At 66.5% G+C, this 22,593-nt stretch carries 23 protein-coding genes; 9 read left to right on the top strand and 14 right to left on the bottom strand.

Annotation, left to right across the window (positions count from 1 at the left end; genetic code table 11):
• The first annotated feature begins 6 nt into the window (after positions 1-6).
• Together AC1DIN_RS00945 and fabF are read left to right on the top strand one after the other, a co-directional pair.
• On the top strand, positions 7-522 hold the full coding sequence (locus AC1DIN_RS00945) for a winged helix-turn-helix transcriptional regulator (RefSeq protein ID WP_476808354.1): 516 nt from the start codon (positions 7-9) through the stop codon (positions 520-522).
• A gap of 10 nt (positions 523-532) precedes the next feature.
• Positions 533-1,798, top strand: coding sequence for a beta-ketoacyl-ACP synthase II (gene fabF, locus AC1DIN_RS00940; RefSeq protein WP_476808353.1), 1,266 nt, complete (start codon positions 533-535; stop codon positions 1,796-1,798).
• Between the two features lie 9 nt (positions 1,799-1,807).
• Here fabF and AC1DIN_RS00935 read toward each other — a convergent pair whose 3' ends face one another.
• The 5 genes from AC1DIN_RS00935 to AC1DIN_RS00915 all read right to left on the bottom strand — a co-directional run bounded on the left by AC1DIN_RS00935 (position 1,808) and on the right by AC1DIN_RS00915 (position 7,181).
• Positions 1,808-3,337: an acyl-CoA carboxylase subunit beta gene (locus AC1DIN_RS00935; protein ID WP_476808352.1), complete on the bottom strand. Its 1,530-nt coding sequence runs from the start codon at positions 3,335-3,337 to the stop codon at positions 1,808-1,810.
• 119 nt (positions 3,338-3,456) lie between these two features.
• A complete protein-coding gene (locus tag AC1DIN_RS00930; protein WP_476808351.1) occupies positions 3,457-4,245 on the bottom strand; it encodes an ATP12 family chaperone protein in 789 nt (262 codons plus the stop codon).
• Between the two features lie 42 nt (positions 4,246-4,287).
• On the bottom strand, positions 4,288-5,748 hold the full coding sequence (locus AC1DIN_RS00925) for a methyl-accepting chemotaxis protein (RefSeq protein WP_476808350.1): 1,461 nt from the start codon (positions 5,746-5,748) through the stop codon (positions 4,288-4,290).
• Positions 5,745-6,059, bottom strand: coding sequence for a hypothetical protein (locus AC1DIN_RS00920; protein ID WP_441471631.1), 315 nt, complete (start codon positions 6,057-6,059; stop codon positions 5,745-5,747). The genes AC1DIN_RS00925 and AC1DIN_RS00920 overlap by 4 nt, the downstream gene beginning before the upstream one ends.
• Positions 6,060-6,182: 123 nt before the next feature.
• Complete coding sequence (locus AC1DIN_RS00915; protein ID WP_441471632.1) at positions 6,183-7,181, bottom strand: P1 family peptidase; 999 nt, start codon at positions 7,179-7,181, stop codon at positions 6,183-6,185.
• Positions 7,182-7,354: 173 nt separating this feature from the next.
• Here AC1DIN_RS00915 and AC1DIN_RS00910 point away from each other — a divergent pair, with 173 nt between their 5' ends.
• A complete protein-coding gene (locus AC1DIN_RS00910) occupies positions 7,355-7,981 on the top strand; it encodes a Spy/CpxP family protein refolding chaperone (RefSeq protein WP_441471633.1) in 627 nt (208 codons plus the stop codon).
• Between the two features lie 119 nt (positions 7,982-8,100).
• Positions 8,101-8,817 carry an MgtC/SapB family protein gene (locus AC1DIN_RS00905; protein WP_476808349.1) on the top strand — a complete coding sequence of 239 codons (717 nt, stop codon included), beginning with the start codon at positions 8,101-8,103 and terminating at the stop codon, positions 8,815-8,817.
• Between the two features lie 56 nt (positions 8,818-8,873).
• Here AC1DIN_RS00905 and AC1DIN_RS00900 read toward each other — a convergent pair whose 3' ends face one another.
• Positions 8,874-9,116: a hypothetical protein gene (locus AC1DIN_RS00900; RefSeq protein ID WP_441471635.1), complete on the bottom strand. Its 243-nt coding sequence runs from the start codon at positions 9,114-9,116 to the stop codon at positions 8,874-8,876.
• A gap of 210 nt (positions 9,117-9,326) precedes the next feature.
• Between AC1DIN_RS00900 and AC1DIN_RS00895 the strand changes: the two genes are divergently transcribed.
• Positions 9,327-9,479 carry a hypothetical protein gene (locus AC1DIN_RS00895; protein WP_441471636.1) on the top strand — a complete coding sequence of 51 codons (153 nt, stop codon included), beginning with the start codon at positions 9,327-9,329 and terminating at the stop codon, positions 9,477-9,479.
• A gap of 31 nt (positions 9,480-9,510) precedes the next feature.
• Here the strand turns inward: AC1DIN_RS00895 and AC1DIN_RS00890 are convergent, their stop codons facing one another.
• The gene (locus tag AC1DIN_RS00890) at positions 9,511-9,825 is read right to left on the bottom strand and encodes a hypothetical protein (protein WP_476808348.1); all 315 of its coding nucleotides are present in this window, start codon (positions 9,823-9,825) and stop codon (positions 9,511-9,513) included.
• Between the two features lie 70 nt (positions 9,826-9,895).
• Between AC1DIN_RS00890 and AC1DIN_RS00885 the strand changes: the two genes are divergently transcribed.
• On the top strand, positions 9,896-10,216 hold the full coding sequence (locus AC1DIN_RS00885) for a DUF1059 domain-containing protein (RefSeq protein ID WP_476808347.1): 321 nt from the start codon (positions 9,896-9,898) through the stop codon (positions 10,214-10,216).
• Between the two features lie 269 nt (positions 10,217-10,485).
• Here the strand turns inward: AC1DIN_RS00885 and rpsD are convergent, their stop codons facing one another.
• The 3 genes from rpsD to murI form a co-directional block, all read right to left on the bottom strand.
• The gene (gene rpsD, locus AC1DIN_RS00880; protein WP_441471639.1) at positions 10,486-11,103 is read right to left on the bottom strand and encodes a 30S ribosomal protein S4; all 618 of its coding nucleotides are present in this window, start codon (positions 11,101-11,103) and stop codon (positions 10,486-10,488) included.
• Positions 11,104-11,404: 301 nt separating this feature from the next.
• Positions 11,405-11,635, bottom strand: a complete 231-nt coding sequence (locus AC1DIN_RS00875) for a hypothetical protein (protein WP_476808346.1) — start codon at positions 11,633-11,635, stop codon at positions 11,405-11,407.
• A 63-nt stretch (positions 11,636-11,698) separates the two neighbouring features.
• Positions 11,699-12,559, bottom strand: coding sequence for a glutamate racemase (gene murI, locus AC1DIN_RS00870; protein WP_476808710.1), 861 nt, complete (start codon positions 12,557-12,559; stop codon positions 11,699-11,701).
• A 135-nt stretch (positions 12,560-12,694) separates the two neighbouring features.
• Here murI and AC1DIN_RS00865 point away from each other — a divergent pair, with 135 nt between their 5' ends.
• Positions 12,695-13,645 carry a bifunctional helix-turn-helix transcriptional regulator/GNAT family N-acetyltransferase gene (locus AC1DIN_RS00865; RefSeq protein ID WP_476808345.1) on the top strand — a complete coding sequence of 317 codons (951 nt, stop codon included), beginning with the start codon at positions 12,695-12,697 and terminating at the stop codon, positions 13,643-13,645.
• Here AC1DIN_RS00865 and AC1DIN_RS00860 read toward each other — a convergent pair.
• Complete coding sequence (locus AC1DIN_RS00860; RefSeq protein WP_476808344.1) at positions 13,634-14,911, bottom strand: flavin monoamine oxidase family protein; 1,278 nt, start codon at positions 14,909-14,911, stop codon at positions 13,634-13,636. The genes AC1DIN_RS00865 and AC1DIN_RS00860 overlap by 12 nt on opposite strands.
• 501 nt (positions 14,912-15,412) lie before the next feature.
• Here AC1DIN_RS00860 and AC1DIN_RS00855 point away from each other — a divergent pair.
• The gene (locus tag AC1DIN_RS00855; protein WP_476808343.1) at positions 15,413-17,557 is read left to right on the top strand and encodes a TonB-dependent hemoglobin/transferrin/lactoferrin family receptor; all 2,145 of its coding nucleotides are present in this window, start codon (positions 15,413-15,415) and stop codon (positions 17,555-17,557) included.
• A gap of 194 nt (positions 17,558-17,751) precedes the next feature.
• On the opposite strand, the gene AC1DIN_RS00850 is transcribed toward AC1DIN_RS00855, so the two are convergent.
• The 3 genes from AC1DIN_RS00850 to AC1DIN_RS00840 all read right to left on the bottom strand — a co-directional run bounded on the left by AC1DIN_RS00850 (position 17,752) and on the right by AC1DIN_RS00840 (position 21,336).
• The gene (locus AC1DIN_RS00850; protein WP_476808342.1) at positions 17,752-18,570 is read right to left on the bottom strand and encodes an RNA methyltransferase; all 819 of its coding nucleotides are present in this window, start codon (positions 18,568-18,570) and stop codon (positions 17,752-17,754) included.
• 180 nt (positions 18,571-18,750) lie between these two features.
• Positions 18,751-19,890: a dipeptidase gene (locus AC1DIN_RS00845; RefSeq protein WP_476808341.1), complete on the bottom strand. Its 1,140-nt coding sequence runs from the start codon at positions 19,888-19,890 to the stop codon at positions 18,751-18,753.
• A gap of 195 nt (positions 19,891-20,085) precedes the next feature.
• Positions 20,086-21,336, bottom strand: coding sequence for an NAD(P)/FAD-dependent oxidoreductase (locus AC1DIN_RS00840; protein ID WP_476808340.1), 1,251 nt, complete (start codon positions 21,334-21,336; stop codon positions 20,086-20,088).
• Positions 21,337-21,600: 264 nt separating this feature from the next.
• On the opposite strand from AC1DIN_RS00840, the gene AC1DIN_RS00835 reads away from it, so the two are divergent.
• Positions 21,601-22,578 carry a hypothetical protein gene (locus tag AC1DIN_RS00835; RefSeq protein ID WP_476808339.1) on the top strand — a complete coding sequence of 326 codons (978 nt, stop codon included), beginning with the start codon at positions 21,601-21,603 and terminating at the stop codon, positions 22,576-22,578.
• Positions 22,579-22,593 lie beyond the last annotated feature (15 nt).

Genomic DNA, 22,593 nt, shown 5'->3' with positions numbered 1-22,593 from the left:
GGGCCCATGCAGCCCCGGCTCGTCCCGCTCGCCGAATGTCCCTGCGCCCGCGCCGTCGAGGCGGTGGGCGAGTGGTGGAGCATCCTGATCCTGCGTGATGCCTTGCAGGGCTTCACTCGCTTCGACGAGTTCCAGCGCAGCCTCGGCATCGCGCCGAACATGCTGGCGCGGCGCCTGAAGCACCTGACCGAGGCCGGGCTGTTCGAGCGGCGGCTCTATAGCGAGCGGCCCAAGCGCTACGACTATGTGCTGACCGAGCGGGGCAGGGATTTCTTCCCGGTCGTCGCTGCGCTGGTGGCCTTCGGCAACCAGCATCTCGCGCCGGAAGGGCAAGCCTTGCTGCTCGCTGATCGGGAAAGCGGGCGGCCGGTTGTTCCGGCCTATGCCGATGCAGAAACCCTACAGCCCGTGAATTCCGACAACGTCACCGTCATCGCTGGCCCGCAGGCCAGCCCCGGCATGCTGCAACGCCTCGCCATCGTGGCGGCGCGGGATGTGGCTGCGCCGGTCCACCGCACATAGGAGTTTTCGCATGCGCCGTATCGTCGTCACCGGAATGGGCGTGGTCTCGCCGCTCGGCTGTGGAACCGAGATCGCCTGGCAGCGCCTGCTCGCGGGGCGTTCTGGCCTGCGCCGCCTGCCTGACGCCATCGTCGAGACCTTGCCGGCCAAGGTCGCGGGCATCGTGCCGTCAAAGGCCGAGGATGCCGAGGGCGGCTTCGATCCCGATGCGGTCATCGCGCCGAAGGACCAGCGCAAGATGGACCGCTTCATCCAGTTCGCACTGGTCGCCGCCAAGGAGGCGTTGGCGCAAGCCGGCTGGCAACCGCAAAGCGAAATCGAACGCGAGCGTACCGCTACGGTGATCGCCTCGGGCATTGGCGGCTTTCCGGCGATCGCCGAGGCTGTTCGAACCGTCGACCAGCGCGGGGCCCGTCGGCTCTCGCCCTTCACGATACCGTCCTTTCTCGTCAATCTGGCCGCCGGCCATGTCTCGATCGAGCACGGCTTCAAGGGGCCTATCGGCGCGCCCGTCACGGCCTGCGCCGCCGGCGTGCAGGCGATCGGCGACGCGGCGCGCATGATCAGGGCCGGCGAGGTCGATATCGCGCTCTGCGGGGGCACCGAGGCTTGCGTCGATCTCGTCGCGCTTGGCGGCTTCGCAGCAGCGCGCGCGCTCTCGACCGGCTTCAACGAGGAGCCCGAGAAGGCTTCGCGGCCCTTCGACGCGGATCGCGACGGCTTCGTCATGGGCGAGGGCGCCGGCCTGTTGGTGATCGAGGCGCTGGAGCATGCGCAGGCGCGCGGCGCCACGATCCTGGCCGAGCTGACCGGCTACGGCACCAGTGCCGACGCCTATCACATCACCTCGGGACCTGAGGACGGCTCCGGCGCGCGGCGCGCCATGGAGACCGCGTTGAAGCAGGCGGGGCTGCGGCCGGCCGATGTCGCCCATCTCAACGCCCATTCGACCTCGACCCCGGTCGGCGACCGTGGCGAATTGGCCGCGATCAAGGCGGTATTCGGCGATGAGGGCGGCATCGCGATCAGCGCGACGAAATCGGCGACCGGCCATCTGCTCGGCGCCGCCGGCGGACTGGAGGCGATCTTCACGATCCTGGCGCTGCGCGACCAGATCGTTCCGCCGACGCTCAATCTGGAGAATCCGGACGAGGCGGCGGCCGGGCTCGACCTCGTCGCGAAGGCGGCGCGGCCGCTGGCGATGGAACATGCCATCTCGAACGGCTTCGGCTTCGGCGGGGTCAATGCCAGCGCCGTGTTCAGGCGCTGGCCGTAGGCAGACCGCTCAGAGCGGAATGTTGTCGTGCTTGCGCCAGGGACGCTCGACGTTCTTCGTCCGCAGCATGGCCAGGGCGCGGGCGATGCGCCGGCGCGTCGAGTGCGGCATGATGACTTCGTCGATATAGCCGCGCTCGGCGGCGACGAAGGGCGACATGAAGCGGTCCTCGTATTCTTTCGTCTTGGCCGCGATGCCATCCGCGTCCATGCCGCGGAAGATGATCTCGACCGCGCCTTTCGCGCCCATCACCGCGATCTGCGCCGTCGGCCAGGCATAGTTCACGTCGGCGCCGATATGCTTGGAGGCCATCACGTCATAGGCGCCGCCGAAGGCCTTGCGGGTTATGATCGTAACCAGCGGCACGGTGCATTCGCTATAGGCGAAGAGCAGCTTGGCGCCATGCTTGATCAGGCCGCCATATTCCTGCGCCGTGCCCGGGAGGAAGCCGGGAACGTCTACAAGTGAGATGATCGGGATCTCGAAGGCGTCGCAATAGCGCACGAAGCGGGCGGCCTTGCGCGAAGCGTCGGAGTCGAGCACGCCGGCCAGCACCATCGGCTGGTTGGCGACGATGCCGACGGTGCGGCCCTCGATGCGGCCGAAGCCGGTGACGATGTTTTTCGCGTAGGCTTCCTGAATCTCGAAGAAGTCGCCCTCGTCGACCGTCTTCAGGATCAGTTCCTTGATGTCGTAGGGCTTGTTCGGATTGTCCGGAACGAGCGTGTCGAGGCTCATGTCGACACGGTCGGGCACGTCGAAGCTCGGCCATTCCGGCACGCCGGCCGTGTTGTTGGCCGGCAGGAAGTCGAGCAGGCGCCGCACCTGCAGGAGCGCCTCGACATCGTTCTCGAAGGAGCCGTCGGCGACCGAGGACTTGGAGGTGTGGACCTTGGCGCCGCCGAGCTCCTCGGAGGTCACGGTCTCGTTGGTGACGGTCTTCACCACCTCCGGCCCGGTGACGAACATGTAGCTGGTGTCGCGGACCATGAAGATGAAGTCGGTCATCGCCGGGGAATAGACGTCGCCGCCGGCGCAGGGGCCCATGATCACCGAGATCTGCGGGATGACGCCCGAAGCCTGCACGTTGCGCTTGAAGACCTCGCCATAGCCGCCGAGCGCCGCGACGCCCTCCTGGATGCGGGCGCCGCCGGCATCGAACAGGCCGACGATCGGCGCGCGCATCTTCAGCGCCATGTCCTGGATCTTGATGATCTTCTGCGCGTGGGTCTCGGAGAGCGAGCCGCCGAAGACGGTGAAGTCCTTCGAGAAGACGAAGACGGTGCGGCCATTGACCGTGCCCCAACCGGTGACGACGCCGTCGCCGGGGATCTTCTCGCCCTTGTCCATGCCGAAGTCGACGGCGCGGTGCTGCACGAACATGTCGAACTCCTCGAAGGAGTCCTTGTCGAGCAGGAGCTCGATGCGCTCGCGGGCCGTCAACTTGCCGCGCTTGTGCTGGGCCTCGATGCGGCGCTCGCCGCCGCCCTTGCGGGCGCCCTCGCGCCGGGTTTCGAGCTGTTCGAGGATGTCCTTCATGGCGGCAAGGCTCCCGGCCGGAAATCGCGTCTCGAAAGCCGGCTTAAGCGGGGCTGTGTTGAGAGTCCATTGCGACGTTTGCCGAACCGCGCCCGCGCATTCTGCAGACGACCGGCGGCTCAGCCTTTCGACAGCAGAAGCGCTGCGGCGTCGAACTCGCGGCGGCGGATGGCGCGGCGCTCGGCGGCTTCCTCGTCCTGCCCCCAGACGGAGATCTGGTAGTCCTCGTCGAGATGGGCAGCCTGCCAGGCCGCTTCCGCGTCGATCGACCCGCTGGCGAGGGCGAGCAGGATGACCGTCGAGCCCGTCAACGTCATGACGTTGTGCGCGCCGGCCAAAGCGAGCGGTGCGGGGATGTCCTCGACCTGCCGGGCGACGGCGGCCAGCGTCTCGGCCGGCTGCTCGGCGAAGACGACGCCCTCGGCCAGAACGAAGCGGGCGCCGATCAGTGCCTCGACGCTCTTCAGGATGGGCTGCCAGACCGCGTCGTAGCGCGCGACGAGCGCCTCCGGTTCGCCGGCGCGATAGCAGAGCGCGTCCGAAGCGGCGTAGCGCACGATCTCGGCGCGAACCGCTTCCTGCTGATCCTCGACGCCGTCCAGCGCCGAATTGACCAGACGCGTGAGCGGCATCTGCGCGGGGTCGATCCGCTCGGCCTGCCGCTCCCATTCCGCCGCGAGCGCGTCTGCGACATCGCGGGAGCCCACCGCCAGCGGCTTGCGCGCCGGGGTGCGGGCGATGCGGCCGTCGAGCGCGACATGAAACAGGCCGTCGCGCTCGAGCACGCCGGCCTCCTTGTAGAAGCGGGCGGGCAGGGGATTACGCATGGCCTGCTGGGCGGCCGCCACGGGATCGGGCTGGCTGGCGCCGGGCGAACCGAAGCGGGCGAGGAAATCGTCAGTGGACATGGCGCTGCCATACCGCATTCGCGCCAGGCATGAAACCGGTCTTCAGGCAGCTCGGACGCGCCCGAGGAACTGCGCGACCTCGGCATCGAGATGTGAAGATTGGAGCGAGAGCTGATCGGCGGACTGGGCAATGTGGCTGGCGGCCTCGTCGGTCTCGGCCGCGACGCGGCTGACGATATCGATGTGGCCGGCGGCGGCGATCGTTTCATCGGCAGCCTGACGAATGTTGTCGGCGATGCCGGCCGTCGCCACGTTCTGCTGTTCGACGACGACCGCGACCGTGCCGGAGATCTGGTTCAGCGAGCCAATGGTTGCGTTCATTGCGTCGATCGCTGCGATGGCCTCGTAGCCGGAACGATGGATCGCCTCGATCTGGCCCTGGATTTCCTCCGTCGCGCGCCAGGTCTGGTTCGCAAGGGACTTGATCTCCTGCGCCACGATGGTGAAGCCGCCGCCGGAGCGCCCGAGCCGCGCCGCCTCGATAGAGGCATTCAGCGCCAGCAGGTTGGTGTGCTTGGCGATCGTCGAGATCACGCCGGCGATGTTGCGGATCTCGTCGGCCTTGCGCGAGAGGTCGCCGACAGTGTGCAGGACGTTGCCGGCCTGCAGGGTGGCGGCGCCGACGATGCGTGCTGTTTCCGTTACTTGCCGGTCCACCTCCGCGAAGGACTGTGCCAGCTCGGAGGTGACCTGCGTCACCGCCACAACGTTGGACGAGGTCTGGCGCGAAGATTGCGAGGCTGCGGTCGAGCGCTGCAATACCTCAAGCGCGCCGTTCTTCATCTGCTGCGCGGCGGTGCGAAGAGACTGCACGGACGCGATCACGTCGCGCGCGATGCGGGCGACGGCGTGCTCGAAGTCATTCGCGACGCTGTGCAGGATCCGCTGCTTTTCGTTCGCCGCCCGGGCCGTGGTCTCGGCGACGTCGCGGCGGGCCTCGTCGGCGACCTCGCGCGCGGCGTCGGCCTGCCGGCGTTCGGTTTCCGAGATTTCGAGGGATTGTCGCAAGGACCAGACGAGCCAGCTGAGTGCTGCGGACTGCACGACGACGATCAGGCCGTGGAGCAGCACACGGCCGATATCGTTGCCGTTCAGAAAGACGCCTGTCGGCTGCAGAAGGCTGAGGAGGAGATGATGAGCCGCGATAGCGATGGTGGCCGGGACGAAGACGCGCCAGTCGAGCCAGCCGGCGAGCACGGCCAGCATGGCGAAGAAGTACATGTGCATGTCGGATTGGTAGGGGTGCCCGGCAAAGGCGTAGACCAGCAGCATGACCTGGCAAAGTGTCGCGATGCTGGTGATCTGCCGGGTGGGCCAGCCCGTGCCATAGACGCGCCACGCCAGCGTGCCGAGCGCGGCCAGCGCCGCCCCCGCCAAAACAAGAGATCGCCGGCTGATCAGAGGCTCGGTGAGCGGGGCGAGCGCCAAAAGGGTCGCATTGATCCACAGGAGGAGGAGGAGCAGGCGGGCGAAATGTGCGCGAAACCGGGCGACGTCGTTCATCGACTGCTCCATTCGGCAGAGCCTACGCAGAGTCGGGCGAGGCCAGCATCGATCACCAGCCAGGCTCCGGCCTGATAGAGCGCTCCAATAAAGCGGTCGTTCTCGCCAAGCGTGACGGTGACGGCGGGTGTCGTGTCGATCCGGATCAGGCTGCCGCCGGCAGTGGCAATGGCGGCGGCCATGTCGTGCGCCGAACTGCCGGCCGGGAAAAAGGCCGCGACGGGGCGGCCTTGCACCGGCCACGCCGCGATCAGGAAGGCACCTAACGCTGCGGCAATACCGCAGACCAGGCCAAAGCCGATCTCCCGCATCCTGCCCCCCTAGCCTTCCGGCCTTGCAGGCTGAACCTATCGCTCAGGTTGCAGGAGCAGGCTTGCGATTTGGTAAATCGGCTGGGTTCGGAAGCGGTGTGCCCGCGGTGGTTGCGTCGCCGCTCAGCTGCCGAAACGGTCTCTCCAGGCCGGTCTGGCTTCGGGGAAGGGCAGTGCCGTTGCGGCATATACCCCGCGGGCGACGGCACGGGCCAGGACATCGGCTGCGGTGGCGCAAAGTTCGGTGAGAGCGAAAGCGTCGGACGGCGCTCCGCTATGGCCCGTCGCTGCGGCAAAGACGACGTCACCGTCGAGCGGGGCGTGGGCCGGTCGCAGGGCGCGGGCAAGCCCGTCATGAGCTGCGAGCGCAAGCCGCCGCGCCTGGGCCTTGGTCAGCACCGCATCGGTCGCCACGAGCGCGATCGTCGTGTTCTGGCCGGTGCCTCCCTTGAAGCGCAGGGCCAGGTCCGCCGGGGCGATCGTCGCCGGCCAGCCGAGCCCGCCGAACTCGCCTTCACGCTCATAGGGCGCGGCCCAGAAATGCGGGCCGTCGCCGATCGTTGCGGTGCCGACGGCGTTGACCGCGACGAGGGCGCCCACGATTTGCCCGGTCGCGGCACGGGCGCTCGCCGAGCCGATGCCGCCCTTGAGGTTGGCCGTCGTCGCGCCGAAGCCGGCTCCGGCAGTACCCAGCGCGAAAGAGGTCGATGCGCCAGCGGCGGCCTTCGCGCCCAGTTCGCCATAGGGCGTGTCGCCGTCTCCACGCGCCCAGGGCTTCTCGCCGCCATTGGTGAGGTCGAAGAGGATGGCCTGCGGGACGATCGGGACGCGGAAGGCGCCGACCTGGAACCCGCGCCCTTCTCCCGCCAGCCAGCGCATCACGCCGTCGGCCGCACCGAGCCCCCAGGCGGAGCCGCCGGAAAGCACGATCGCGTCGATATGCTCGACCGTCATCTCCGGGATGAGCAGCGCCGTCTCCCGGGTGCCGGGCGCGCCGCCGAGCACGGCGACGGAGGCGACCGTCGGGCGCTCGAAGACGACTGCCGTCACGCCGGTCGCTGCCGCGACGTCATCGGCATGGCCGACATGGAGGCCGCGGACGTCAGTGATGAGGTTTTGCATGGAACGTCCGATGGCGAACCGAATCGCGTCGCGCGCGTTGTCGCCACATTACGATCTTTTCATCTTGAGGCCATTGCCGGGTCAGACATCAGGAGGCAGGCTGACCTCATCGCCAATCGGCTTCGAGACCCGCTGCGCGACACACCGACCGGACTGCCTCAAGGGAGATTCCCATGAAACCCATCGCCCTCATCGCCGCTTCGTCGATTGCGATGCTCGCCGGCACCCTCGCATTCGCGCAGCCGCAGCCGGTTCCACCGGCAGGTGGCGATCAGAAGCAGGAGCGTACCGACAGCCGCGACCAGCGCCGGCAGGATTGGCGCGAGCAGCGCGCCGAGCGCGCCAAGGCGCGGCTTGACGAGCGGCTGGCGAAGGTGCGCGCCGATCTCAAGCTCAAGCCCGAGCAGGTCCCGCTGTTCGACAAGGTCGAGGCGCTCGTCAAGCGACGGAGCGAGCAGCGTGTCCAGCAAATGGCGGGGATGCGCGAGGAGCGCGAAAAGCTGCGCCATGCCGATCTGATGGAGCGCCTGGATGCAGCGGCCACGCGGCAGAATGAGCGGGCGGTGCGTTCCAAGGAACTGGCGGACACGGTTCGCCCGCTCTGGGTCACGCTCAGCGACGAGCAGAAGACCGTGCTGCGCCGCTCGGTGCGCGAGGCAGTGGCGGAAGGGCGTGAGCGTTTCCGCGAGATGCGGGCCGGGCGCGGCGGCTGGCAGCAGAACGAGGACGATCGCGGGCCGCGCCGCTGGCGCGACCGGGAAGACCGGCGCGATCGTGGTGGGTACGACGACGACGAGTGAGCCAGGGTTACAGCCGCCAATTCCTGCCTAGCACTGAATCCTGACGACATGGCGCCTCCGGCTTGCCGGAGGCGTACCTTCATGCGAAGCACCGCCGCCAGCCACGCGAGCCAGCGGCCATGCGCTTCATCCAGACCTTCGAACTCGCACCTTTCCTGGACACGGTCGTCAGCCTGACGGCCGCTTTCGCGCTGGGCATACTGATCGGCGCCGAACGCCAGTATCGGCAGCGCACTGCGGGATTGCGCACGACCGTCCTCGTCGCGCTCGGGGCTGCGGCCTTCGTCGATCTCGGCATGCGCATCGAGGGAGCGCCCGGCGCCATCCGCGTGATCGCCTATGTCGTCTCGGGCATCGGCTTCCTGGGCGCCGGCGTGATCATGAAGGAGGGCACGAACGTTCGCGGCCTCAACACGGCGGCGACGCTCTGGGGCTCTGCTGCCGTGGGGGCCTGTGCCGGCGCGGATATGATCGCCGAGGCGGTGCTCGTCGCGGCCTTCGTCATCCTCGGCAATACGCTGCTGCGGCCGCTCGTCAACGCGATCAACCGCATCCCGCTCAACGAGCGGACGCTCGAGGCGACCTACGAAGTCGTTGTCACCGCAAGGACCCAGGCGCTCGCCGAGGTGCGCGAGACACTCGTCGACTATCTCGAAGCGGCGCAATATCCGGTCAGCGACATTACGACGGTCGAGCGTGGCGAGGACGCAGTCGAGATCGTTGCCAAGCTGATCAGCACGGCGGTCGACCGGAAAGAACTCGATCAGGTCGTCGACAGGCTGGCGCGCCTGCCGGCTGTGAGCCATGCGACCTGGGAGAGCAGCACCGCCGATTGACCGGACCTGTAATTACGAGCGGCCGTATCGCGATGCTGCCGACTTTGCTCCGGCGCTCAGCCGCCGACGGCGTCGGTCACGCATTTCTTGGTGAAGCTCGTCTTGGCGGCGCCGGCCAGCTTCTTGTCGGCCGCCTGCTTGTCGCAGGTCGAGGTGGCGTCCTTCTCGCATTTGGTCAGGAAGCTGGTTTTGGCAGCGCCAGCCAACTTCTTGTCCGAAGCCTGGATATTGCAGCTTTGGGCATAGGCCAGGCTCGCGGAGCAGGACAGCGCGAGGGCAATCAACAAGGTTTTGGTCATGGCGAATCTCTCCGCGGTAGCGAGGGCAACGATGACGCTACGGCATTATGGCGACACTGAGAACGGAATTCATCGGCTTCGCCCCGATTTTGCCGAACTCGCTAACGTACGGATCTGAATAGGGATTTCGTGATTTACCATATCCGTTCAGAGTGGATTCACGGCTTGCCGTTTACGTTTTGTCAGGAAAGGCAATGCGAGAGGTTAGCCATGAAGCAGATGTGGTTAGCATGGGCTATGCGGGCCTTTATCGGCTCCGTTTTTGTCGTGTGCCTTTTCGGGCCCTACGCGCTGTCGATCCTGATCGGCTGCATCGGGCTGGGCTGCTACTTCTTCCGTGACGAGGTCGGTTCGCATCTCTAGGAGATGCCCGCCGCTGCTGCTCGGTCGCGGTTCACCTGATCCGGCGCAGGTGACAGGTCTTCACTCTTCCGCCCCGTCCATCCGAACGCCAGACGCAGCCGGAGTTGCTCGGCGTCCGATCATAGAGATGGACGGCCGCGCGGCGCTTGCGGTCGAAGCTCTGGTTCGAGAAATCATGGCCTCCGACGCGGACGTTGCGTCCGAACCGCACCTCGGCCTGCGCCGTCGATAGCGTTGCCAGCAAGCCCAACAGGGCGAGCCATCCGAGGGCGCGGCCGCGCAGGCATCTGCGGGCCCGGGCATCGGGATTACCGGCGAAATGCGCGGTCGTCGTCTTCATTGGCATCGGTGAATCTTAGGAAAGCGGCGCCGAGTGCTCAAGGACGGGCGGCTGCCCTTGGATCGGAGGGGCTCGCTTGCCGCTGTATCTTTTTGCGGCGGCCGCGGCAGAAGCGTATGGTGAGTTGCGCAGCCTTCAGCTGATGCAGCGGAGGGTTTGCTGTTTCCCAAGGGAGGATGCCATGGGTCGCAAGTTCATCGACTGCCGGGCATTTCCGAGTGAGATGAAGTGCTCAATCGCGATCAGTGCCGATACTGAAAACGAACTGCTGGAAGCGGCGGTGCAGCATGCCGTCGCGGTGCACAGGCATCAGGATACGCCCGAGCTACGTGACCAGATCAAAAGTGTCATCCGGGATGGCATGCCCTCCGAGAGGGCGCCGGATCGCGCCGCTTGACGCGCCAAACGTGGCGGCTCGGCTTACACAGCACAGTTGGACAGCGATAAAGCGCCTCGCAGCGTTGGCCATGAGCACATGAAGGCTGGTTTCTACCAGGAGAGCGGGCGGCCTGCGGAATTCTGCCGGGCGTCTCTGAGGGTGCCTTGAGGGAGCCGGCCGAATATGCCGCCACCCGAAGGGAGGTAAAAACATTTTGGGGGAGGGCAAAATCTTGCCCTCCCCCAAAGCATTGAACATAAACGGATATTCTACCCGTGCCGAACGGCTTAGCGCGAGTAGAACTCGATAACCAGGTTCGGTTCCATCTGCACCGCGTAGGGCACGTCCGACAGCGTCGGGGTGCGGGCGAACGTGGCGGTCGACTTGCTGTGGTCGGCGTCGATGTAATCGGGAACGTCACGCTCGGCGAGGGTGGCCGACTCGATGACGATCGCGAGCTGGCGCGAGCTCTCCTTGATCGCGACGACGTCGCCCGGCTTGACCTGATAGGAAGCGATGTTGACGCGCTTGCCGTTCACGGTGACGTGGCCGTGGTTGACGAACTGACGGGCCGCAAAGACGGTCGGCACGAACTTGGCGCGGTAGATCACCGCGTCGAGACGGCGCTCGAGCAGGCCGACCAGGTTCTCGCCCGAGTCGCCCTTCAGGCGGATGGCCTCGGCGTAATAGCGGCGGAACTGCTTCTCGGAGATCGAGCCGTAGTAGCCCTTCAGCTTCTGCTTGGCGCGCAGCTGGGTGCCGAAGTCGGACGGCTTGCCCTTGCGGCGCTGGCCGTGCTGGCCGGGGCCGTATTCGCGGCGGTTGACCGGGGACTTCGGGCGGCCCCAGATGTTCTGACCGAGACGGCGGTCAATCTTGTACTTCGCCTCATGGCGCTTCGACATGTCGCGTGTCCTCTATGGTTCGCGAGTTTGAGGACCGCGCCCTCCTGCTCCCTGGCAGCTTGCCGGGCATCCTGCGGATGCCACGTTGGTAAGCTGCCATTTTCTTTGCATCGGTTTGCCCGAAAAGCGGGAACCACTTTTCGGGCCGATGCACCGGGGCGACAGATCCGGCTTCCGAAGGAAAGCGGATCACGGGTGCGGAAAAAGTCACGCGGCCCCGTGAGGAGCCGCGTGACGAGAGGCCTATGACCTAAAGCCGGCTTCGAGTCAATTCCGCTCCGGCGGAAACCACCGCTCAGCGCTAGTAGCGATAGCGGCGATAATAGTGGTGGTGATGTCGGTGGTGGTTGTACCAGCCATAGTGATGGCCGCGGTGCCAGCCATGGTGCCGGCGCGGACCATGGCGATGATAGGCATGATGTGCGTGGCCCCCGTGCCAGCCGTAAGGCTTCGCCTGCGCTTCGGAGGTCGCTCCGAAACCGATGAAGGCGAAGCCGAGTGCAAGCACCGACAGAAGCAGCAATTTTCTCATGCGCATGCCTTCCTTGCCATGGTCGCCATCACAAGGAACGCGAGGAGGGAATCAGAGTTCCTGTCAGCTCGCCAGCGGCATGGGCTCGATCGCCACATGCGCGAGGCCGTAGCCGGCGAGTGCGATCCGCAAGGGACCGCTCAGCCCTGCGCCGGAAGTGAAGATGGCGGTGGCGTTCGGGCAGGGGACGTCGCCCACCGGGCCGAGCAACTCGACAACGCGGCGCGCGATCGCCGGAGCGGGATCGATCCATTCCACGGGCCAGGGCGCGAGCCGCTTCATCCGCTCCAGCAGAAGCGGGTAATGCGTGCAGGAGAGCGTGACCACGTCGGTGCGTCGGCCGTTCGCCTCGACGAAGCAGGGCGCGATCTCGGCCAGCAGCGCCTCGTCATCGACGGGTTCGCCCTTCAGCGCCTGCTCGGCCAGGCCCGCGAGCCGCGTCGCGCCGATGAGCGTGACGTCGCAGGCGCCGGCATAGGTCTCGATCAGCTCGCGGGTGTAGACGCGCGCGACCGTACCGGGGGTGGCGAGCACGGAGATCATCCCGCTTCTGGTCGCGGTTGCTGCCGGCTTGATCGCGGGCACGGTGCCGACGAAGGGGATGGCAAAGCGCGCCCGAAGCGTCGGCAGGACCAGCGTCGAGGCCGTATTGCAGGCGATTACCACGAGGTCGGGATGACAGCGCGCGATCAGCCGCTCCATCACGGCGAGGATGCGGGCGACGAGCGCGTCCTCCGCGAGCCGGCCATAGGGAAAACCGGCATCGTCGGCGGCGTAGACGATATGGGCGCCCGGGCAGGCCTGCGTCGTGCGCGAGAGCACGGTAAGGCCGCCGAGCCCGGAATCGAAGACAAGGATGGTGGGTTGGGGGCGCGGGATCGCGAGGGGGCGGTATCCCGTTCCGGCGAGAAGATCGACCTGCATGTCAGCGCCGTGAGACATCAAAACCCGACTTCGCCAGAGACCGGTTAAAGGATGGTCAACGTCGTATCGTCAGCCTGTCTCGAAATTAGTTGATTCTGTCTACTAGTTGAATTGGTGTCGCGGCGGAGTGGAGCCATGGATGCCATTGAGACCGAAGCCGTCGCTGCGATCCGGCGGTTCAATCGCTTTCATACCCGCTGGGCCGGGGCGCTCGGCGGCAGCCTGCATGGCTCCGGGCTGTCGCCAGCGGAGGCGCAGGTGCTCCACGAACTGGCGCAGCGCGACGATTGGCAGGCGGCGGAGCTGGCCAAGGCGCTCGACCTCGATCCGGCCTATCTGTCGCGCATCCTGCAGCGCTTCGCGACGCGCGGGTGGCTCAACCGCAGCCGGTCTTCGGTCGACGGGCGGGCATGGCGCCTGCAATTGACCGATGAGGGCAGGGCCGCCTTCGCCGCGCTCGACGGCGCGTCAGACGCGCAGGCGCGGTCGATCCTGTCGCGACTTCCTCTTTCCGAGCAGGCGGAACTGGTTGACGCGCTCGCCACGACGCAGCGCCTTCTCTCGGGGGAGCGGCAAGCCTGTCCCCGTCCCACTATCCGCGAGCACCAGCCCGGCGATATCGGCTGGGTGATTGCTGCCCATGGACGGCTCTATGCCGAGGAATATGGCTGGGATCAGAGTTTCGAGGCGCTGGTCGCCGAGATTGCCGCCAAATTCCTGCGCGAATTCAAGCCCGATCGCGAGCGCTGCTTCATCGCTGAATTGGAGGGGACGCCGGCCGGTTCATCCTTTGTCGTCGAAGAGGACGAAGAGACCGCGAAGCTCAGGCTCGTGCTGGTCGAGAAGCGCGCGCAGGGGCTGGGACTCGGCAAAGCGCTGGTGCGCGATGCCGTCGACTTCGCCCGCAGGGCGGGTTACCGGCGCATGGCGCTCTGGACCAACGACATTCTCCATGCCGCCCGCGCGATCTATGTCGCGGCGGGCTTCCGCCTGGTTGCGGAAGAGCGGCACCATTTTTTTGGCCAGGACCTGGTCGGGCAGAACTGGGAGCTTGTGCTCCAGCCCGAGATGGCGTCAGGCCTTTAGCCGCGCCAGTGCTGCGGCTGCTGCCCGGCCGGCGAGCGTGGCCCCGCCCACGGTCATCGCGCCGCCGCCCGCAGTCGCCTCTCCGGCAATGAGGAGGCGCCCGCCGATCGGCTGGGCGAGGGCTTCCCGGGCCTTCTCATGGCCGGGATCGCAGACGGAATAGGAGCCGCGCGCAAACGGGTCGGTCCACCAGGCCGGGAAGGAAGCGGCCTTGACCGTCTTGCGGAAGTCGGCGCCGACCATCTTCGCCAGGAGGTCGACGACATGGGCGCGCGCTTCTTCCGGGCCGGCCTCGGAGAGCTTGCGCGCATAATCGCCGCCGCAATAGCCGATGACGATGTCCTTGCCGTCCGGGTACATGTCGAAATTCATCATGCGCTCGGGTGCGCCGGTCTCGAGCAGGCTCGCGCCAGGCGTGAGGCCGAAGCGATCGCCTTCGACCTTGAGCGCGATCTTGGTCAGCGCCCCCATGTGCAGCCCGCCGAGGGAGTCGCGGGTGGCTGCCGGAAGGTCCGGGGCAAAGCGGATGGCGCCCGACTTGAGCACGCCGACCGGCACGGTGAGAATGCAGGCATTGGCGCGGATGTCGCCCGAAGGCGTGGTGACCGTCACGGCCGGTCCGTCCCAGCGGATCGCTTCGACCGCCTGATTGAGGCGAATATCGAGGCCCGCGGCGGAGCGCGTGACGAGATTGCCATAGCCCGAGGGGACAACGAGATCGTCGCCGGCCCAGAGACGCTGATAGTCGCGCGCCGAAATCCGGCTTGATTCCTCGCCGATCGAGAGCAGCAGGCCCGACGCCGCGATGGGGGCGCTGTTCGGGCCGAGATCGCCGAGCAATTCTGCGATCGACATGTCGCGCCCGGCGAGATCTACCGTCTCGAGCCGCCGGTCGATCTGGTTGAAGGCATCGCGCCGGCGGCGGCGATCGGCGTCAGCCATGGGGTGGCCGTCGGTAAAGACCCGGAAACCGCCACCCCGGGGTTCCGATGCGGTCTCGACACCGAGATCGCGGGCAATCTGGACCCAAGGGTTGCGCTCCGCCCAATGGATGAACATTGCGCCCGCGTCGTATGCCGCGCCGAGAGAGGCATCGGTAAAGGCGCGTCCGCCGACGCGTCCGCGGGCCTCCAGCACGATGGGCTTGCGACCTGCGGCGCGCAGCGCCTGAGCCGCGGCAATGCCTGCCGCTCCCGCGCCGACGACGACAACATCGGCATCGGTCGCGGCAGAGCTGCGGCCGGCGACGGCGAAAGCAGTGACCATGGCGCTGCCCCCAGTCAGCAGCCTGCGGCGGGTCACTCTGGCATGACGGAGATTCATGACACGACAATGCGCGCTGTCTGCGACGTTGCAATGGCCGGAAGCGCGGAAGACGCGGCTTTGACGATCACGACATCGGGAGCGAGGCGTGGCCACAAATCTATCGCGTGTAATTCTACATTAGAATAGTTCTCTTTTGGAATGAATCTATTGTTTATGCGAATGTTTTCCGACAATTGACAGTATACGACTCAATCAATATCGATCCTGTCGCCTTGCATTAGCGTATAAGGCCTTCTTTTTACTCATTTTAAATTGCCGCTCAAGGCCGAAGGGCCGAGCGGCAAGGACGGGATACGGGCGATGGGGAATCTTTCCGGCCGGCTTCGCGGCAGTGTTGCGCTTGGAAGCCTGGCATTGGTGCTTTTTGTTTCGACTGCTGAAGCGCAACAGCGGAACCAGCAGGCGGCGCCTGCACCGAGCTCCGTCGGCGAGGCGCCGGTTGTGCTGGATCAGATCAATGTGCAGGGGGAGGGTGCGCCAGGCGGCGCGCTGGTGAGCGGGCCGACGACGACGCGCGTGACGCGCCAGGAACTCGACCGCGAGCAGATCCAGAGCCTGACGGACCTGTCGAACCGGGTCGAGGCGGGCATCACGCTCAACCGCCAGACCAACTCGCTCAATATCCGCGGCCTCGATGGCGCGCGCGTGCTGACGACCATCGATGGCATCCGCCAGCCCTTCCTCATCGATACCCGCGTCAATCGCGGCGCCCAGAACGCCTTCGATTTCGATTCACTGTCGACGCTCGACCTGCTGCGCGGCGGCAGCGGCGCCAGCACGCTCGGCGGCGGCGCGCTCGGCGGCGCGCTCGCGGTGCGCACGCTCGATCCGGAAGACCTGCTGCGCAATGGCCGCTCCTACGGCGCGCTCGCCAAGACCGGCTATGACAGCACCGACCGCGCCTGGTTCGGCAGCGCCGCTGCGGCAGCGCGCATGGGCAATACCTCCGTGTTGCTGCAGGGCGGCTTCCGTAACGGGCACGAGACCGACAACCGGGGCGACGACAAGACCATCGGGGCGGCGCGCACGGCGCCCAACCCGACCGACTTCAACCAGTACAACTTCCTCGGCAAGATCTATCAGCAGGTCGGCGAGGCGCATCGCTTTGGTCTGACCGGTGAGATGTTCAAGCGCGCCGACCGCGTCCAGACCCGCACGAACGCTGTTTCGCTGACCGGCAATTTCCGCCCCGGTTCCTACGAGACCGGCGAGGATGTCGAGCGCAATCGCGTCTCGCTGAGCTACGACTACAACATGCCGGGCTCGTTCTTCGATGAGGCCCATGCCGTCGCTTATTGGCAGCGCCTGAAGCGCAACGATCTCGTCAACGCCTGGCGCTACACCAGCATCGTCGGCCCCTATGCGCGCGACAACGAGAACGAAGAGAACGCCTACGGCTTCAACGGCCACGTCATCAAGAATTTCCAGACCGGCGCGTTCTCGCATCGCGTGCTGGCCGGTACTGAGCTGCGCATGTCGACGCTGGAGCAGTTCTCCTCGGGTATCGACAACTGCCCGGCGCGGCCGGCTTCCGGCCTCTTCGCCGCGCCGTTCACGACCTGCAACAATCTGCACACCAACCAGGCCGACCAGCCGAAGGTCGATGGCAAGCTCGTCGGCATTTACCTGCATGACGAGATCGGCATGCTCGACAATCGCCTGCGCCTGACGCCGGGTGCGCGCTTCGACTGGTATGAGGAGAAGCCGCAGAACACGCCGGCCTACACGCTGGGCGGTTCCCGCCCCACGGGGCTGCCGGCGTCCTCCAGCGATACCGGTTGGTCGCCGCGGGTGCGCCTCGAATACGACATCCTGAAGAACGCGCCCTGGGTGAAGGACGTCACCTTCTTCGCGCAGTGGGCCAAGACCTTCCGCGCCCCGACGGCGAACGAGCTCTATGGCCGCTTCGGCGGGCCGGGGACCTATCTGCGCGTCGGCAATCCCGACCTGCGCCCTGAAGAAGGCAACGGCATCGATGTCGGCCTGCGCTTCGGCGACAAACAGCTCGGCGGCTCGATCACTTACTTCTATACGAAGTATCACAACTTCATCGAGCAGGAGCAGATCGCTCCTCCGAACGCGCTCTATCCGCAGGGCGGGATCGTCGGCTTCCGCAACATTCCGCGTGCCGAGATCCAGGGCGTGGAGATCAACGGCCGATATGCCTTCGCTCAGAACTGGCTGGTCCGCGGCTCCTTCGCCTACACCCGTGGCGTGAACCAGACCGACAATACCTACCTGAACTCGATCCCGCCGGTGCAGGGCATCCTCGCCATTGCGTATGGCACGGACAGCTGGGGCGCGGAGGTTTCGACCAAGCTCGCCGGCAAGCGCGACGATGTCGCGGCGACGACGGGCGCCAACCAGGGCTTCCGGGCGCCGGGTTATGCAATCTTCAATGCTTCGGCCTGGTGGCGACCGATGCCGCAGATCGCAGACCTTGAATTGCAGATCGGCGTCTATAATATCTTTGATCGCAAGTACTGGGATGCGGTTAACGTTCCCACCGGGGTACTGGCGCAGGCTCGCGATTACTATACCGAGCCGGGCCGCACCGTGAAGGCGACGTTGAAGTATCAATTCTGACCGGGTGTTTCGAGACCCCCCGACCAGACGAGCCGGCCCTTCGGGGCCGGCTTTTTTCTTGAGAAGAGCGCGCCTTCATTCCGGACAAGCCGCGAGAGCGGCGCCGATCCGGAAGCCATCGAAAGGCGTGGCGCTCTGCGGTGGATTCCGGGTCTGCGCTTCGCTCCGTCCGGAATGACGGTGCGTTTTGTCGATCAGTCTTCCGAAGTTTCGGCCTGCCGTGCGAGCAGGCGAGCCTTCTTCGGTCCCTCGACCAGCGACTTGAAGACACCGCGCAGCGTGCGGGCCTCCTGCTCGGTCATGTCGAGCCGGTGCAGGATGTCGCGGAGGTTAGCGGTCATGACCGGCTTCTTGCCGGCGGGAAAGAAGCCGCAGAGGTCGAGCTCGGCTTCGAGATAGTCGAACATCGACAGGATCATCTCGCGCTTGGCCGGCGGAGAGGGATTATTCTCGCGGAAAGGCGGCTCGCCATTGGTCGCCTTGAACCATTCATAGCCGTTGAGCAGCACGGCTTGGGCAAGATTCAGCGAGGCGAAGGCTGGATTGACTGGGAAGGTCAGGATCGCGTCGGCGAGGCTGATTTCCTCGTTGGTCAGGCCGATGCGCTCGCGCCCGAACAGGATGCCGACGCGTTCGCCGCCGCCGATGCGGCCCGCGACCTCCGGCATCGCCTCGGCCGGGGTGAGCACGCGCTTCATCTGGCCGCGCTCACGGGCCGTCGTCGCCAGCACATGGTTGAGGTCGGCGATCGCCTCGGCCGCGCTGCCGAACAGCCGGGCATTCTCGAGGATATGCGTCGCGCCGGAGGCCGCCGCCGTCGCGCCCTTCTTGAGGCCGCCACCGCCCGGCCAGCCGTCGCGCGGCGCGACGAGGCGCATCTCGGAGAGGCCGAAATTCGCCATGGCACGGGCGCACATGCCGATATTCTCGGCGAGCTGCGGCTCGACCAGGATGACGATGGGGGCAGGGGCCTGGACGGCCGGGCGGGTGCGGTCGGTGCCGGAACCGGTCATGGGAAATCAGGTCTTGTCTTTGCGATGAGGCTGGCATCGCACTTCGACTGGCTGAGCGCGATGGGCAAGCTCATACGTCATGCTCGCCCTTGTGGCGAGCATCCACGTCCTGATCCCACGCCAGACAAGGAGAGACGTGGATGGTCGGGACAAGCCCGACCATGACGCCATCGGGAGCGTTCAGCCCGCCGCCGCTTCCACCGCGCGGAGCACGCGCAGCATGTTGCCGCCGGCGAGCTTGGCGAGGTTTTCCTCCGACCAGCCGCGGCGGATCAGCTCGGCGATCACCGACGGGAAGGTCGTGGTGTCCTCCAACCCGTCCGGATTGACCCAGCCGAAGAAGTCCGAGCCGATGCCGATGTGATCATGGCCGATGCGCTTGGCGAGGTATTCGACATGGTCGCAATACTCCGGCAGCGTCGCGGTCGGGCGCGGGCCTGACTTGGCGACGATCTCGGCCTCGACCTTTGCATAGTCCATGCTCTCKGGCGTCTTGCCGTACTGGTCCTTGGCCGGGCGGTGCCAGTCGCGCGAGGCCTGGCTGATGAAATCCGGCACGAAGGTCGCCATCACGACGCCGCCATTGCCGGCGACACGGTCGAGCACGTCGTCGGGAACGTTGCGCGGGTGGTCGCAGAGCGTGAAGGCGTTGGAATGCGACCAGACCAGCGGCGCGCTTGAGACGTCGAGCGCGTCATGCATCACCTTCGGCGCGACATGGGCGAGGTCGATCACCATGCCCAGCTTGTTCATTCGGCGCAGCACGTCCTTGCCGAAGGCGGTGAGGCCATTGTGGCGCGGGGCGTCGGTAGCGGAATCGCACCAGTCGGTGGTGTCGTTGTGGCAGAGCGTCATCAAGCGCACGCCGAGATCGTAGTAGGCGTCGAGCGCGTCGAGTTCGCCGTCGACGGCAGAGCCGTTCTCGATCGTCATGAACAGGGCGATGCGCCCCTCGGCCTTGGCGGCCTCGACATCCGCCGCGGAGAGGCCGGGGCGGAAGGAGCTCGCGTGGCGCTTGAGGATGTCGCGCATCAGCGCGATCTGGGCGAGCGCGAAACCGGCGGGATTGGCCTGCTTCGGCGGGACATAGGCCGCGAAGAACTGCGCCGCCATCTTGCCGGCCTGCATGCGCGGGATATCGGTGTCGCCTTCCGCGTGGACCTTGTCGAGGCCGTAGGCGGCGACATCGCCCTTCGCGTTGCGGTCCTTGCGGATGACGTAGGGCAGGTCGTTATGGCCGTCGATCAGTGGCACACGGTCGAGCAGGGCGAGCGCGGCGGCGTAGGCATTGTCCTGGACGGGCGGTTTGGCGAGGGCCATGGCGAGGTCTCGGTGAGAATCGGGAGCCGGATCGTGGCAGGGCGCGGACTGGCAGGCGAGGGGGCTTGGCGCAGGGCTGACCGTCTTCCCGCGTCATGCTCGGGCTCGACCCGAGCATCTCATGCCGACAGGGCGCCTCTATCGGCTGGCGATTCTCGGGTCCGCGCAGGCGCGGCCCGAGAATGACGGCGCTGCTTAGGCGAAGCGCGACGGCGCGAAGGGCGACGGATCGACGAAGACCTTCTGGCCACTCACCATCTCAGCGACCATGCGGCCGGTTACGGCGGCGAGCGTCAGGCCGTGATGGGCGTGGCCGAAGGAGAACCACAGACCCTTGTGCTTCGGCGCCGGGCCGATGATCGGCATCATGTCCGGTGTGCACGGCCGGCGGCCAAGCCAGGGCTCGGGATCGACACGCTCGCCGAGCGGGAAGAGCGCCTTGGCGATCGGCTCGGCCCGTGCAAGTTGCACCGGGGTCTTGGGTGCGTCGCGATCGGCGAACTCGGCGCCGGTGGTCAGGCGGATGCCTTGCAGCATCGGCGCGAGGAAATAGCCTCGCTCGGTGTCGAGCACCGGGTGGTTGAGCACGGCATTGCCCTGCGGCTTGTAATGCATGTGGTAGCCGCGCTTGACCGCGAGCGGCAGCCGGTAGCCGAGCTGCTTGGTCAGCACGTCGGCCCAGGGGCCGAGAGCGACGACGACGTCCTTCGCTTCGGCCTTGGTGCCGTCGGCGAGGGTGACGCTCCACCCGGCGCCGCTCTGCGCGAGCGTCGCGGCATCGCCGATGGCGAGCTTGCCGCCGAGCTTCTCGAAGAGCGCGACATAGGCCTTGGACAGGCCCAGCGGATCGATGACGGTGACCGGATCGGTCCAGTGCAGGCCGCCGATCAGGCTGGCATGGTCGAGATGCGGCTCCTCGGCCCTGAGGGCGGCCATGTCGAGGGCGCGGTAGTTCACGCCGAATTCACGCTTCCAGCGGGCGGCCTCGGCGAGGCGCTCCTCGCGCTCCCTCTCGGTGCGGAACACCTTCATCCAGCCCTTGCGGCGCAGAAGCTCCGTGGCGCCGGCTTCCTGCGCCAGAGCGTCGTGCTCGGTGACGCAGTGCTCGATCAGCTTCGCGTATTTGTGGGCGATCGCCTCGTGGTGGGAGGCGCGCGAATGCATCCAGTAGGAGAGCAGGAAGGGCGCGAGCTTCGGGATCGCGCTCCAATGGTAGGACGCGTCGATGGTGTTGTTCATCGCGTAGCGGAAGAGCGCGCCGAAATCATGCGGGAAGCCGTAGGGGTAGACGCCCTCGCGCTGGATCAGGCCGGCATTTCCGTAGCTCGTCTCCTCGCCCGGCCCGCGCCGGTCGACGAGCAGCGTGGAACGGCCGGCCTTCTGCAGGTGAAGCGCGACCGAAATGCCGACGATGCCGGCGCCAAGAACGATCGTATCCACCTTCATGAACCTACTCCTGCCAACCCCTTTTTCCGCAAAATACCGGTTTGCACCGGCTTGTCAGCGGCGCGACCGGATTTTGCGTCGGATCGCGGTATCTTTCGCAAGTTCTGCGTCTTCCTTGTGAAAGTGTCCCGTCAAGGCAGCATTCGAGGCGTATGGGCGCAACTTTATGCCGGCGCAGGACCGCTCCGCTCGGCGTGCAGGTGACGCCCCGGGCGCGATGGGCCAGTGTGGGGCCGTTTCGCGAACGATTCCAGAGCTATGCCGATGCGTCCAGTCGCCCTTCTCGCCGCCGCGCTCGCATGGCTCGGGCGCTACGGCACGCAAGGCTTCGCGCTGTCCATTTTTCTCGGTCTCGCGCTCCCGCAGTTTTCCGCCGCGGCGCGTCCGGTGCTGCCCATCACCATCTTCTGCTTCACGACCGTCGTATTCATGCGGGTGGATCTGGGAGTCACCGCCCGGCTGCTGCGCCGGCCGGCCAAGCTTGCGGCCTCCTGCCTGTGGCTGATCACCGGCCCGGTGCTGCTGATCGGCGGGGCGCTGCTGCTCGTCGGGCGCGAGAACCTCGATCCGGGGATCGTGCTCGGGCTCGCGATCATGGGGTCGGCGCCGCCGATCATGTCCTCGCCGGCGGTGGCGATCCTCTACGGCTTCGAGCCGTCGCTGATCATCGCCAGTGTCATCGTCACCACCATTCTAAGTCCGCTCATCGCGCCGTTGCTGGTCGAGTTGCTGGCGGGGGCGGCGGTGCCGCTCGACCGCGGGGTGCTGATGCTGCGGCTGCTGATTTTCATCGGCGGCGGCATGGCGGTCGCTTTCGCGCTGCGCGCGTGGCTCGGCACCAAGCGGATCAAGGCGATGAAGGCCAATCTCGATGGCTGCGGCGTGCTGATGTATTTCATCTTCGCCATCGCGGCGATGGATGGTGTGACGCGGGCCGCGCTCGGCAATCCCCGGCTCGTCCTGTTCGTCCTGGCCTGCGTCTTCGCGGTCTCCGCAGCGGGGCTGCTCTCGAGCTGGCTCGTGTTGCGGAAGCTGCCCGCATCGGAGCGCTTCATGATCGGCTACGGCACGGGCCAGCGGAATATGGGGTTGCTCGTGGCGGCGCTGGGCGCCGGCGTCTCGCCGACGACCTTCCTGTTCTTCGCGCTGGCGCAGTTCCCGATCTACCTCTTGCCGTGGCTGCTGGGCGGCATCGCGGCGCGAATCCGGCGCAAGGAGCCCAGTCAGGCTGCTGACGGGTGATGACGCGCCGTCCTG

The sequence above is a fragment of the Allobosea sp. 05T438 genome, assembly GCF_056396025.1.
Note: the sequence above shows the minus strand (reverse complement) of the source record. Positions and strands in the feature narration are given on the sequence as shown.